General features: G+C 64.2%; 14 protein-coding genes. 5 read left to right on the forward strand and 9 right to left on the reverse strand.

All coding sequences use genetic code 11. The features are described from left to right. Window positions 1-7: 7 nt before the first annotated feature. Window positions 8-505 carry an MgtC/SapB family protein gene (locus DKT70_RS13015; protein WP_111559552.1) on the reverse strand — a complete coding sequence of 166 codons (498 nt, stop codon included), beginning with the start codon at window positions 503-505 and terminating at the stop codon, window positions 8-10. Window positions 506-626: 121 nt separating this feature from the next. Further along, window positions 627-1064 (reverse strand): Lrp/AsnC family transcriptional regulator, encoded by a 438-nt coding sequence (locus tag DKT70_RS13020; protein ID WP_111559553.1) that lies wholly within the window; start codon window positions 1062-1064, stop codon window positions 627-629. A gap of 131 nt (window positions 1065-1195) precedes the next feature. Here DKT70_RS13020 and DKT70_RS13025 point away from each other — a divergent pair, with 131 nt between their 5' ends. Further along, on the forward strand, window positions 1196-1885 hold the full coding sequence (locus tag DKT70_RS13025) for an arginase family protein (RefSeq protein WP_267895653.1): 690 nt from the start codon (window positions 1196-1198) through the stop codon (window positions 1883-1885). Between the two features lie 11 nt (window positions 1886-1896). After that, window positions 1897-2955, forward strand: coding sequence for an ornithine cyclodeaminase (locus DKT70_RS13030; RefSeq protein ID WP_111559554.1), 1059 nt, complete (start codon window positions 1897-1899; stop codon window positions 2953-2955). A 269-nt stretch (window positions 2956-3224) separates the two neighbouring features. Here DKT70_RS13030 and DKT70_RS18665 read toward each other — a convergent pair whose 3' ends face one another. The 3 genes from DKT70_RS18665 to DKT70_RS18670 all read right to left on the reverse strand — a co-directional run bounded on the left by DKT70_RS18665 (window position 3225) and on the right by DKT70_RS18670 (window position 4109). Then, window positions 3225-3359 (reverse strand): hypothetical protein, encoded by a 135-nt coding sequence (locus DKT70_RS18665; RefSeq protein ID WP_267895654.1) that lies wholly within the window; start codon window positions 3357-3359, stop codon window positions 3225-3227. A 183-nt stretch (window positions 3360-3542) separates the two neighbouring features. Next, window positions 3543-3869, reverse strand: coding sequence for a M14 family metallopeptidase (locus DKT70_RS13035; protein WP_111559555.1), 327 nt, complete (start codon window positions 3867-3869; stop codon window positions 3543-3545). A 111-nt stretch (window positions 3870-3980) separates the two neighbouring features. After that, complete coding sequence (locus DKT70_RS18670; protein ID WP_146612641.1) at window positions 3981-4109, reverse strand: succinylglutamate desuccinylase/aspartoacylase family protein; 129 nt, start codon at window positions 4107-4109, stop codon at window positions 3981-3983. 290 nt (window positions 4110-4399) lie between these two features. Here DKT70_RS18670 and DKT70_RS13040 point away from each other — a divergent pair, with 290 nt between their 5' ends. Continuing rightward, a complete protein-coding gene (locus tag DKT70_RS13040) occupies window positions 4400-4765 on the forward strand; it encodes a DUF4440 domain-containing protein (protein WP_111559556.1) in 366 nt (121 codons plus the stop codon). A gap of 268 nt (window positions 4766-5033) precedes the next feature. Beyond that, window positions 5034-5507, forward strand: coding sequence for a TetR/AcrR family transcriptional regulator (locus tag DKT70_RS13045; protein WP_111559557.1), 474 nt, complete (start codon window positions 5034-5036; stop codon window positions 5505-5507). 58 nt (window positions 5508-5565) lie between these two features. Here the strand turns inward: DKT70_RS13045 and DKT70_RS13050 are convergent, their stop codons facing one another. Further along, a complete protein-coding gene (locus tag DKT70_RS13050) occupies window positions 5566-6996 on the reverse strand; it encodes a PAS domain-containing protein (protein WP_111559590.1) in 1431 nt (476 codons plus the stop codon). Between the two features lie 282 nt (window positions 6997-7278). Here DKT70_RS13050 and DKT70_RS13055 point away from each other — a divergent pair, with 282 nt between their 5' ends. After that, window positions 7279-8364 (forward strand): catalase family protein, encoded by a 1086-nt coding sequence (locus DKT70_RS13055; RefSeq protein WP_111559558.1) that lies wholly within the window; start codon window positions 7279-7281, stop codon window positions 8362-8364. Between the two features lie 87 nt (window positions 8365-8451). Here the strand turns inward: DKT70_RS13055 and DKT70_RS13060 are convergent, their stop codons facing one another. The 3 genes from DKT70_RS13060 to DKT70_RS13070 all read right to left on the reverse strand — a co-directional run bounded on the left by DKT70_RS13060 (window position 8452) and on the right by DKT70_RS13070 (window position 12995). Beyond that, window positions 8452-11013, reverse strand: a complete 2562-nt coding sequence (locus DKT70_RS13060; RefSeq protein ID WP_111559559.1) for a GcvT family protein — start codon at window positions 11011-11013, stop codon at window positions 8452-8454. Window positions 11014-11148: 135 nt separating this feature from the next. Next, entirely contained in the window at window positions 11149-12066 is a 918-nt protein-coding gene (gene folD / locus DKT70_RS13065) for a bifunctional methylenetetrahydrofolate dehydrogenase/methenyltetrahydrofolate cyclohydrolase FolD (RefSeq protein WP_199559596.1), read from the reverse strand. Beyond that, window positions 12063-12995, reverse strand: coding sequence for an electron transfer flavoprotein subunit alpha/FixB family protein (locus tag DKT70_RS13070; RefSeq protein WP_111559560.1), 933 nt, complete (start codon window positions 12993-12995; stop codon window positions 12063-12065). The genes folD and DKT70_RS13070 overlap by 4 nt, the downstream gene beginning before the upstream one ends. Window positions 12996-12998 lie beyond the last annotated feature (3 nt).

A 12998-nucleotide genomic window follows, 5' to 3' on the forward strand; every position in this document is an offset into this window, starting at 1 on the left:
CCGGCCATCACCTGTCATCGTTCCGGGCGTCCGGGGCCGCCGCTTTCGGCAGGATGACGGGGACCGCCGCCAGGATGATCAGCACGACAAAGGCCGACAGGACGGCAGTAGCCTCCAGTCCAAGGCCGGCCATGACGCCGATGCCCGCGGTCGCCCAGATATTCGCGGCCGTTGTCAGGCCTTCGATCTGATGCTGGGCCGATCGAACCATGATCGCGCCGGCACCCAGAAAGCCAACGCCCTGGACGATCCCCTGCAGAACCCGCGACAGGTCGCCGATCTCCATGCCGCTTTGCAGCGGTCCCAGGACGAACAGGGCCGCCCCCACCGCCACCAGCATATGGGTGCGCACCCCTGCGCTTCGGCCCTTCTTTTCGCGATCCAGCCCCAGGATGCCGCCCAGCACAGCCGCCAGCACGACGCGCACCGTGATGCGGGTCAAGGTCGACAGATCCGGAACGTCCGAAAATTCGCTGATGATCGTCAGCCAGATGTCTTCTGCCACAAGGCGCCCTTTCCTGGACCGATGGGTCGCGACGCAACCCTATCCATCCCCGCAATTCTTGCCAAGACGACGCGGCCCAAGGCGAAGGCCGGGCACCGCGCCTCGGCTGCGTCCCGCCCGTTCATGTCCATCGAGAGGATGCCCGCCGTGATGACAACAGCAGGTTCGTCTCGGATGTGGTGACCCCGTCGAGGTTCCTGATGCGGCGCAGAACCTCGTCCAGCTCGGCCAGGGATTGGGCCGAAATTTCAACCACAAGATCCCATTTGCCGTTCGTGGAATGGACGGCGGTCACCTGTGCCATGCCCGACAGGCGCGCCATGATGCGGTCGCCGCCGCGCCCTTCGATCCCGATCAGCACCAGCCCCCGGACGGTCGCATCCGACACGTCTCCGCGGGTGATGGCGGTATAGCCCAGGATCTCGCCCTGCTGCTGCAGCCGGGCCATGCGTGCGCGCACCGTGGCCCGGCTGATGCCCAGCCTGTCGGACAGATGCTGTACCGAGGCGCGCCCGTCGCGCCGCAGTTCCGCGATCAGCCGTTGATCCAGATCGTCCATTTCGGAAACCCGAGATTGCCAATCTGGTCAGATTGCCCGCCAAAATTCCTGAATGTCCAGTTGAAACCTTCCCGATCCGCACAGCACCTTGTTTCAAACAGGAGAAGCATGATGACCCGACCCGACCCGACTTGACCGGCGCTCCCTTGGACAGCGGCCAGCGCCAGCCCGGCTGCCTGATGGGGCCTGCCCCCTATCGCGTGGCGGGGATCGGCAGGCTGCTGCAATCCCTGGGGCTGAGCGTCACCGACCTTGGCGATCTGTCGTTGCCCGCCATGCTGCCGGGAACGGAATGCGCCAACCCGGCAGTCGATCAGCTGGCCTGGACTGCGCCGATCCGCGACGCCGTCGGCCACGCGTTGGACCAAGGTGGGATGCCCGTCGTGCTTGGGGGTGATCATGCGTTGGCGCTTGGCTCGGTGGCCGGGGCGGCGGACCATGCGGCCCGCGCGGGGCTGCCGCTGTTCATGCTGTGGCTGGATGCACCTAGCGATTTCCACACGCCCCTTTCCATGACCTCGGGGAACCTGCGCCGGGTGCGCGACGCAGACGGCATGCTGCATGTCAGCCTGGACGTCGATTTCCTGGACCCCGCCCTCGCGCCAGCCGTCGGCACCACGCTCCCCGGCGGCGCGACCTTCCGAGAGACGCATCTGGTCTGCGAGCTGATACAAGATACCGGGCTGATGACCTCGCTGAACCTGGTCGAGCTGAACCCGTTTCTGGACGATCGCGGCCGTACCGCGAAACTGATGGTCGACCTGACCGGCAGCCTGATGGGCAGCAAGGTCTTCGATCGCCCTACCCGATCATTCACCTGAAGGAGATTTCCATGACCCCGCCCTCGCGCCAGGCCCTCGTGCCCTTTGTCAGCGTCGATCACATGATGCGGCTGGTTCACCATGTCGGCATCGAAAGGATGATGGTCGAACTGGTCGACCAGATTGAGGCCGATTTCCGCCGTTGGCCCGACTTCGACAAGACGCCCCGGGTCGCCAGCCATTCCGACATCGGCGTGATCGAACTGATGCCGACATCCGACGGCCAGCAATACGGCTTCAAATATGTAAACGGCCACCCGTCGAACACGCGGCGGGGCCTGCAGACGGTAACGGCCTTCGGCGTGCTGGCCGACGTCGCGACCGGCTATCCGGTGATGATTTCCGAAATGACGATTTTGACGGCGCTGCGCACGGCGGCGACCAGCGCGATGGCCGCCAAGTGGCTGGCGCCCCGGGATGCCCGCGTCATGGCGATGATCGGGAACGGCGCGCAGGCCGAGTTTCAGGCATTGGCCATGAAGGCCGTCTGCGGGATCGAGGAGGTCCGTCTGTTCGACATCGACCCGGCCGCGACCCGCAAATGCGCGGCGAACCTGGCCGGGCGCGGCTTGACCGTCTTGTCCTGCACCACCGCCGAGGAGGCGATCCTGGGTGCGCAGATTGTCACGACCTGCACCGCGGACAAGCAATATGCCACGATCCTGACCGACAACATGGTCGGCGGCGGCGTGCATATCAACGCGGTGGGGGGCGATTGCCCCGGCAAGACCGAACTGGCCCCCGCGATCCTGCACCGCGCCGGGATCTTTGTCGAATACCCGCCCCAGACCCGCATCGAAGGCGAAATCCAGCAATTGGACCCCGACCATCCTGTGACCGAGCTGTGGCAGGTCATCGCAGGTCAGGTGGCGGGCCGGACGGATGCCGCGCAGGTCACCCTGTTCGACAGCGTCGGTTTCGCCATCGAGGATTTCAGCGCCCTGCGCCACATACATCAGCGTCTGCAGGGCACGCCCTTCTTCCGGGATCTGGACATGATCGCCGATCCCGACGATCCGCGCGACCTGTTCGGCATGCTGTGCCGGTCCCAGACTGCCGACGTGGCATAATCCCCTGGCCGCCCCACGCCGGCGGCCCTTCGTATCAGGCAGCCTGCGCGGCCCTGGGGTTGTGCAGGACTTGGGCGGGGTCGCCCTCCACAGCAATGACGCCCCAATCCGGAAGGAACACTCGATCGGCCACATCGCGGGCAAAGTTCATCTGGTGCGCGAAGACGACCGTGGTGCGGTTTTCCTCGGCCAGCTACGCTTGACGTGCGGCATCGCGGGCTCGCCAAAAATTCTGCGGATATCGATGGCACACCATCGTCGCGACCTGCTCAGGGGCTCAGCAGCGGACCATCGCGGAAGGGCCGATCGCCGGCGATCTTGCCGATGCGCTTACCGACCTCGGCAATGCGAGTGTCGGAACGGGCATAGAGGACGCCCGCCGTCGTGGCCCGGATTAACGACACGTCGCCGCTTTCCAGATCGGTGATTCCGCGACGACATCGCCCACAGCGACTGTTGCCCCAAGGGCGCGACATAAGACAGCAAGCCAGCGGACGGTGTCTCCAGCGCTTCGGACCCGGACAAGGGCGTTGGCAGGCAGGCGGTGGCGGGCAGTTCGACCCGTCCGTCCAGCACGCCTAGATGGATCAGGTACTCCATGATCGCCTACGCATCCCTTCCCCCAGATCGCGGCACACATCGGATCGACCGCGCAATTCCACCAGGGTGCTGGCGCTGGTCATCGGAACGGGACGGTCCGGGAAACGCGCGGCCAAGGCGGTCCAGGGACCGGACAACGCCTCGTCAAAGGGGTTGCCGCCGGAAACCTCGGCCAGCAGCACGGCCTGACAGGCGGTCAGCGCGGCCAAGGGTGCCAGACGGTCCCATGCCGCGGGCTGGGTATAAGGATGCATCTCGGCCTCGCCGTCGCAATGCAGGTCCAGGACGACATCGGCACCAAGCGCCTGTTCCATAAGTTAATGGCACAGGACTCTGGCCGGGCTAACGGGGACGCTGTCGGCCAGTGCGGCATGCAAGGCATCGCGGATCAGCGCGGTGTTGCGGGTCGGGTCGTCGGTCAGCGTCTATGTCAGCCGCGCGGCGGCGGCGTCGGTCAGGTCGGGGTAATCGCGGTTGAAGTTCTGCCCGTCATAAAGGTCGAACCGCCCCGTGTGATCGGCGTGCAGCAGGTGCATTCGGAATCGGCCGAACATTTGCCTCTGTCCTCCTCCGCTCGCCTGTCCTTGTCCTGATAGGGGTGATCCTGTCCAAATTTCTGTTCTCGGACCCGGCCCATGTCGATCGGGCCAGCCGGTTGGCGCGTTCAGCGCAATCGGCACCCATGTCGCTAAGCCGTACCGAGCCAAAGTATGAAGGCTTTAACCAGACAAACGCGTCTCTGGCGGATCAGGTCGCGCGGAACGCAACATGCGCGCGATCGGCCGTGCGGAACCCTCCTGACCTGCGCCCCGTTGGTCCCTCAAGCATCAAGGAGATTGCAAAGATGGATGACGACCGGGTCTGGAGTTTCGAGGAAAGCCTTTGGCAGGCATCGCAGGGCCGCTATCATGAACGCGTCGATGCCGAATGCATCATGGCGCTGAGCCACGCCCCCTATTTGTTCCAAGGCGATGCTGCGGTCGAGGCCGTTGCAGGGACGCCGGAATGGGACGAAGTCACCTTTTCGAACCGCCAGATATCACGCCCCGAGGAGGGTCTGATCGTGGTGGGATATGAGGTGAAGGCCGAAAAGGACGATCTGTGCTTTACCGCCGCCTGCACCTCGGTCTATCGCCGAAAGGCACATGAGGATTGGACAGTGGTCCAGCACGCGCAGGTTGCCCAGCCCAAGGGCGACGGGTCAGACTGAGGCGGCTTCAGCAACCATATGACTTCATGCTTAAGGATTGATCCCGGCCGCAAGGCTGGGATTTTCCATGGAAAACCAATCTGAGACCGCTTGCAATCCTATGATCTCATAGCTTTCGCCAGGAAATTTTTACGTGGTTTTATAGCATTTCGGGGTCATTCGGTATAGGAGGCATGCCGGAAACAACGGGATCCCTTATCGCCGATGATCAATCCGACACCCCCGCCGAGCAGGGCAGGCCGCCCGGCAAGTTGCCTTGATTAAGGCAATGGATCTGCTGTGGGATCGCGGTTTCGAGGTGACGCCGATCGGCGATTTTATCGACCACATGGGCCTCAGCCGATCCAGTTTCTGTCCTGCCTTCGGTTCAAAACGCGCGGTTCTGCTGGAGTTGTTGGAGATCTACTCGCGGCAATGTACCGCGTTGATGGAGGACGTCGCCAGATCGCCCAGCACCCCGGGCCAGAACCTGCGCACCATGGCCCACCAGATTTCCCAGTTGGATTATGGTCGTGGTTGCTTCGTGCTGAAGGCGATCACCGAACGCGGGTGTCACGACCCCGATCTGTGCAGTATCGCGGCGCACCATCAGCAGATGCTGATGGATCACGTCACAAGGGAACTACGACAGCTGGGGGCAGCGGACACAATCGGTCGGGCAGGCGTGCTGATTGCAGCTGCTCATGGGGCATCGCTGCTGACGTCCATTGGCTTGGGAAAACAGAGGCCAGCGCGCCTTTGAACAGTCTGGTCGAGGACGACACGATCCGGTGTTGCAATCGCCTCGCGCAGTAACGCGGTCAGCCGCGCAGCGGTGCCAGCAGATGGTATTCCACGCCACTCGGCTTGAAACTGAGATTGGCCGTCCCGCCCAGATCCGCCGAGGTGATGTCCTCGATGATTGACGACCCGAAGCCGCGGCGTTCAGGCGCGGTGACCGGCGGCCCGAATTGTTCGCTCCAGCGGAATTCGAAATGATCCGGACGGTTCGACAGCACTTTCCAATCGATCACGACGGCGCCCCCGTCGACGCTGAGGGCGCCGTATTTCAGCGAATTCGTCGCCAGTTCGTAAAGCGCCAGGGTAAAGGCCGAAACGCCCTTTTCGTCCAAGGCGATGCCGGGCCCGGTGATGCGGATGTCGAAGCTGTCGAAGGGCTTCAACGCCTCTTCGACGACTTCGCGCAGATTGGCGGTGGTCGTCTGATCGCGCGTCAGCAGGTCCTGGGCGGCCGACATCGCCTGGATGCGACCCAAGGCCTTGGATCGCGCATCCTCCATGTCGCTGGCGCCGCGCAGCGAGTGGCTGAAGACAGCCTGCGCTGTGGCCAGCGAATTCTTGACCCGGTGGGCCAGTTCGCGGGCCAGCAGGCGGCGGTGTTCCTCGGCCTTCTTGCGTTCGGTGATGTTCTGGGTGACGCCGACCATCGTGATCTGAGGGTCGTCGGGATCGGTGATGATGTTGCCCCGGATCTCAATCCAACGGATGTCATCGTCGGGGGTGCGGACGCGGTATTCCTCATTCAGTTCAGACCGGTCGCGAATGGCGATCTCCAGCGCCTCCTGCCAGCCGGGTCGATCCTCGGGCAGGATGATCCCTAGCATTTGCGGCATGCCAAAGCTTTCATGTTCCTGCCGACCATGGTTCAGCAGACATTGCTTGGAAAAGAGCAGCCGCCGGTTGGTCACGTCCAGCGTCCAGGTGCCCATTTCGGCCGCGCCCAGAACGAAGCGCAACCGCGTCTCGGTCATCGCGATATCCTGCATGCGCCGGGCAATCTCGGCCTCCAGTTCGGTCTGGGTCATGGCCAGTTCCGTCAAACGGTTGCGCTCGGGCGAGACGTCGAATTGCGAGGCGAAGAAATGCGTCAGCTCGCCCGCCTTGCTGAAGACCGGCGATACCAGCAGCCTGTTCCAGAAGGTCGAACCGTCCTTACGATAGTTCAGAAGATCGATCTCGATGCTTTCCAGCCGTTCGATCGCCTGACGGACCTTGGCTACGTCATCCGCATTGGTTCCGGGTCCCTGCAGGAAACGACAGTTGCTGCCCAAAATCTCATGGCGGTCATATCCGGTCAGCTGCAGAAAGGCTGCGTTGACGAAGATGATCGGGTTGTCGGGTTGGTGGGGGTCGGTGATCAGCATGGGCATGCGCGTCGCCGCAAAGGCGGCCACGAAGGGATTGTCGGTCTGCGGCAGGGGGAAATGCGCCGCCGGTTCCTGTTGTGACATCTGCGCCAAGAAGGTCAGCCTCCGCCATGGGGCGCTTGGTGCCGCCCGTCTTTCACCGTAATTTCGTTCGTGAACAAATGTTCCACCAAGGCCGATTTTACAACGCCTATCACGGGATCGCGATCAGGGTGGCGGAAACCCAGGGCGGAAAAGCACCGCAACGGCGGCGTGGAACCATATCCCGCCGGGGCGGTTTTGCGCGAACGGGACCTTGGGCTTGATCCCTGTTCCTGCACGCCGTCATGACGGCTTTCGTGGCACCGCCCCCCCAAGGAGGAACAGATGAAGACCCCCATCCCCTATTCAGACGATCTGGAAACGATTTCGGCCGACGAAGGCGACACCATCAGGGAATTGAACGCTACCTTCGACACGATCTTGGAACGGGTGGCCGAGGACGAGGGTCACGCCTATCGATCGGTTCATGCCAAAAGCCATGCGCTGCTGGCCGCGACTTTGACCATCCCCGACGATCTGCCACCCGAATACGCACAGGGCATCTTTGCCTCGCCTGGCGATCACGATGCGATCATGCGGGTTTCGACCAATCCGGGCGACCTGCTGGATGACGCGGTGTCGGTGCCGCGCGGGATGGCGATCAAGGTGCTGAACGTTCAGGGACCGCGCCTGCCAGGATCCGAAGACGCGCGGTCGCAGGATTTCGTCATGGCCAACGGGCCGGCCTTTTCGGCACCCGATGCCCAAGCCTTCCTTTCGACGCTGAAGCTGTTGGCGCGGACGACCGACCGGGCGGAATGGGCCAAGAAGCTGCTCTCGAAGACGCTGCGCGGGGTGCAGAGCGTGTTGAGGGCGACGACCGGACCCAGCTCGACCCTGACGGCCCTGGGTGGTGCCCCGAACACCCATCCCTTGGGCGAAACCTACTATACCCAGACACCCTATCGCTTCGGCGCCCATGTGGCCAAGCTGCAGCTGGTCCCGGTTTCCGAAACGCTGACGGCGCTGGCGGGGCGGACGATCGACGCGTCGGGGCGGCCCGACGCGCTGCGCGAGGAGATCGACATCGTGACCAGCAACACCCCCTGCTTATGGGAACTGCGCGCCCAGCTGTACCGTGATCCGGAACGTCAGCCGCTGGAGAACGCGACAAAACCGTGGGACGAGGCCATTTCGCCCTTCCGCACAGTCGCCATCCTTCAGACAGCCGCGCAGCCCGGCTGGACCGAGACGCGTGCCCGCAATGTCGATGACGGCATGCGCTTCTCGCCTTGGAACGGGATCGCCGCGCATCGTCCGATGGGGTCGATCAACCGCGCCCGCAATGCGACCTATCTGCATTCGGCCCGCTTCCGCGAAAGGGTCAATGGCTGCCCCATCCACGATCCCCGCGCCGCGCGGCTGGACTGACCGCGCCGCCCTGTCGCGAAGGATCTGTCGTCAAGACGCGGCCACCACGGCGGCCGCGTCCAGGGTTTTGGTCAACGACGCTTTGCCTCAGCTTCTCGGTTTGGTGTTCTGGGGATCATAGAGTGGGGCATAGCCGATGCCTGCGACTTCCACGGGATAGCTCTCGTCGAAATAGCTGACGGTAAGCTTGCGCCCCATCTGGCAGTATTCATGCGGCAGATAGGCCAGCGCGATATTCTTGCCGATCGTCGGGCCATAGGCGATCGAGGTCGTATAGGACCGCCGCCCCAGTTCGTCGACCAGCACCGCGCCGGTGTCGGGGTCCATCACCGGCAGCGTGCCCACCGGATAGCGGGCGACGCCCGCGGCATCCACGTTGTCGGTCATCACCAGCGTGCACAGCATCGCGGGCTGATGGTCGCGTTCGCGGTATTCGATATGCTTGGCCTTGCCGACGAAATCGGCCTCCTTGACCTTGGGTCGGGCCAGATCGGCCTCCAGCAGGTTGTACTGGGTCAGCAGGTCCGAGTTCTGCAGGCGCAGAGACTTTTCCAGACGGCGAGAGTTCGCATAGGTTTCGACCCCCACAGCCATCACGCCGGCGGCGCGCAGCGCGTCCCAGACCGCCAATCCGTCGGCATAAGGCATGTGCAGTTCCCACCCCTGTTCACCCACATAGGAGATGCGGAAGGCCATGACCTTGCAGCCCGCGATCTGGATTTCGCGGATGGCGGCAAAGGGGAAGGCCGCGTCGTCCAGCGCGTCCGGATCGGCCACGACCTTCTTGAGGTTATCCCGCGCATTCGGACCCCAGATGCCGATGGTGGTGAAATCCTCGGTCACGTCGGTGATGGTGACATCAAAGCCTTTGTCCTGCGCCACGCGGCGCATGTACATCAGGTCGCGCGGCCCCGCATCGGCACCGTTCACCAGGCGGCAGCGGTCGGCCATGCGGAAGACCGTGAAGTCGGCGCGGACCATGCCTTCCTCGTCCAGCATATGGGTATAGATGCCCTTGCCGATATTGCCGTCGCCGCCGATTTTCGCGGCGCACAGCCATTCCATCAGCGCGACATGGTCGGGACCGCTGATATCGGTCATGTGAAAATGCGACAGGTTGATGATGCCGCAATCGGCACTCATCTCCAACTGCTCGGCGTTCGACACGCGCCAGAAATGGCGGCTGTCCCATTCGTTTTCGCGCTCGGGTACCTGACCCGCATATTTCTTCAGCAGGTGTTCATTGGCGGCATAGCCGTGGGCGCGTTCCCAGCCCCCCAACTCCATGAAATATCCGCCCAGTTCCTTTTCCCGTTCGTGGAAGGGCGACCGGCGGATGCCGCGGCCATTGCCGAAAGGTTCGCGCGGATGGACCGGCGGGTTATAGATCTTGGCAGCGGTTTCCTCGCAGCGGCCGGCGATGAAATCCTCGGTCAGCTGGAAATCGTTGAAACGGGCATAGTCGATGCCGTGGTGGTCGATCTCGGTCCGGCCCTTGGTCATCCAGTCGGCGATCAGCTTGCCCATGCCGGGGCCGTCCTTGACCCAGATGGCCACGGCATACCACAGGCCCCGAAGCTTGCGGCTTTCGCCCATGGAGGGGCCGCCATCGGTCGTGGTTTGCAGCAGGCCATTGAAGGAATGGCTTTCGTTGAAGCCCAGCTCTCCCAGGATCGGCGTCAGCTCCATCGCGCGTTCCAGGGGTTCGATCACGTCATCCAGCACCAGGTCGCGCTGCGAGGGTGACAGCCGCGCCTGGTGCTTTTCCAGCAGGTCGCGCGGGTGAACCATCCGCACGTCCCTTTCATAGTAATAGCCCCATTCGATCTGGCCGCCCTCGGTCGTGGCCGGGTCGCCCGTGTCGCGCAAATAGGCCGAGTTGCCCTGGTCGCGCAGCAGCGGACGGCCGATTTCCAGTCCGGTGCCTTCGAATTCATTGTAGGGACCGAAGAACGTCAGCGGATGGTCGACCGGCATGACCGGCAGGTCCTCTCCGGCCATCTCGGCGATCAGGCGACCCCAGAGGCCCGCACAGACCACGACGTGATCGGCCATGATCGTGCCGCGCGTGGTGCGCACGCCGGTGATCCGGCCATTTTCATGCAGCAGCTCCAGCGCGGGGGTGTTGGCGAAGGCCTTCAGCTTGCCTGCCGCTTCGGCCATGTCGACCAGCTTGCCTGCGACGGTCTGCGACCGCGGCACCACCAGGCCCGCATCGGGGTCCCACAGCGCGCCCTGGATCTGATCCTCCTCCAGCAGGAGGAATTTCTTCTTGGCCTCGGCGGCCGAAATGATGCTGACATTGGTGCCGAAGGCCTTGCCGCTGTCGACGCGGCGACGCAGTTCCGCCATGCGGGCATCATCACCCACGCGTGCCACCTCAAGCCCGCCGATGCGTTTGTAATTGCCCAGCTTTTCATAGAAATCCATGGAATACATGGTCGTCCAGCAGGACAGCAGGTCATGGCTGGTCGCATAGCAGAAATCGGACGCATGCGCCGTGGACCCGACATCCGTCGGAATGCCCGACTTGTCGATCCCCACAATGTCGTCCCAACCATTCTCGATCAGGTGGTGGGCGACCGAGGCCCCGACGATACCGCCAAGGCCGACGATGACGACGCGGGCGTGCTGCGGAAATGAGGACATCTTCTTGATCCTTGCGGCTGTGATGGCGCGGCGTCTGTGCCGGTCCCTTGGTTTGGTGGCCCGCCACCGGGGCGGCGGGGTCGAAGGCGCGTGGGGCGCCAGATCACGTTATCGCCACGATCGGGGGGCGGCAATTCAGTCCAGCGTCGGTTCGGGCAATCCGGCGCGTCGGAATGCCGCAAGCATGGTGTTGTGCATCAGCGTCATGATGGTCATCGGCCCGACGCCGCCCGGCACCGGCGTGATGGCCCGCGCCCGTGCCCGCGCGCCGGCGAAATCGACATCGCCGACCAGGCGCTTTTGCCCGTCGCGGATGACGCGGCTGGTGCCGACATCGATGACCGTCGCGCCGGGCTTGATCCAGTCGCCCGCGATCATCTCGGCCGAACCGACGGCGGCGACGACGATATCGGCCCGACCCACCTTGGCGGCCAGGTCGCGGGTGCGCGAATGGGCCATGGTGACGGTGCAGTTCTCCGCCAGCAGCAGCTGCGCCATCGGCTTGCCGACCAGGATTGACCGGCCCACGACGATGGCGTCCAGCCCCGACAGATCGCCAAGGCTGGCCTTCAGCAGCATCAGGCATCCAAGCGGCGTGCAGGACACCAATCCCGGCAGCCCCGATGCCAGATAGCCCGCGTTTTCCGGGTGCAATCCGTCGACATCCTTGGCCGGGTCGATGGCCTTGATGACGGCCAAGCTGTCCAACCCCCTGGGCAGCGGCAGCTGCACCAGAATGCCGTCCACCGCCCTGTCGGCGTTCAGCCGCGCGACCAGCGCCATCAGATCTGTCTGGGACACGGTCTGGGGCAGAACATGTTCAAAGCTTTTCATGCCCAGCTTGCGGGCCATGCGGCCCTTGCTGCGGACATAGACCTCGCTGGCGGGATCGGAGCCGACCAGAACCACGGCCAGACCAGGCGACCGGCCCGCATGGGCGGCAAAGTCCTGAACATGGCGGGCGATCCGGTCGCCCAAGGCCGCGGCATGCGCCTTGCCGTCGATGATCGCGCCCACCCCCGGACGCGGCTGCGTGGCGGCGCCCAGGGTCACAGCGCGCGTTCCATCTGGGGGACGATGTCGAAGATATCGCCGACGATGCCGTAATCGGCGACCTGAAAGATGGGTGCCTCGCCGTCGCTGTTGATGGCGACGATGATCCGGCTGTCCTTCATTCCCGCCAGATGCTGGATCGCCCCCGAGATGCCGCAGGCGATATAAAGATCGGGCGCCACCACCTTGCCGGTCTGGCCGACCTGATGGTCATTCGCCGCATAACCCGCATCGACGGCGGCGCGGCTGGCACCGACGGCGGCGCCGAGCTTGTCGGCCAGGGGGTTGATCACCGCCTCGAAGCGCTGTTTAGACCCAAGCGCCCGGCCGCCCGACACGACGATCCGCGCCGAGGACAGGTCGGGGCGGTCGCTGACCGACAACAGGTTCTGGCCAAAGCTGGACAGTGCCGGGGCTGCGGCAGGATCGACCGCGACGACGGGTGCCGCGCCGTCGCCGGTGGCGGCGGGGGCAAAGCTGGCGCTGCGGATCGTCAGGACGCGCAGCGCGTCGGTCGATTGCACGACCTCGATTGCGTTTCCGGCATAGATCGGGCGCTTGAAGGTGTCGGGCGCGACAATTTGTGTCACCTCGGATATCTGCATCACGTCCAGAAGCGCGGCGACACGGGGCAGCACATTCTTGCCGCTGCTGGTCGCGGGGGCCAGGATCGTGTCGTAATCGACCGCCAGCTGCACGATCAGCGCGGCCGTCGGTTCGGCCATGCGTTCGGCCAGCGGGTCGGCTTCGGCCAGCAGGACGCGTCGCACGCCGGCAAGCGCGGCTGCGGCATCGGCGGCGGCGCAGGCGCCCTGCCCGGCGATCAGAATGTCGACCTCGGGGCCGATCTGCAGGGCGGCACCAAGGGCGCGGGCGCTGTGTTCCGAAAGGGAGGCATTGTCGTGATCGGCGAAAAGAAGGATGGCCATGGC

It is taken from the genome of Paracoccus sediminilitoris, from assembly GCF_003259195.1.
Classification (GTDB): domain Bacteria; phylum Pseudomonadota; class Alphaproteobacteria; order Rhodobacterales; family Rhodobacteraceae; genus Paracoccus; species Paracoccus sediminilitoris.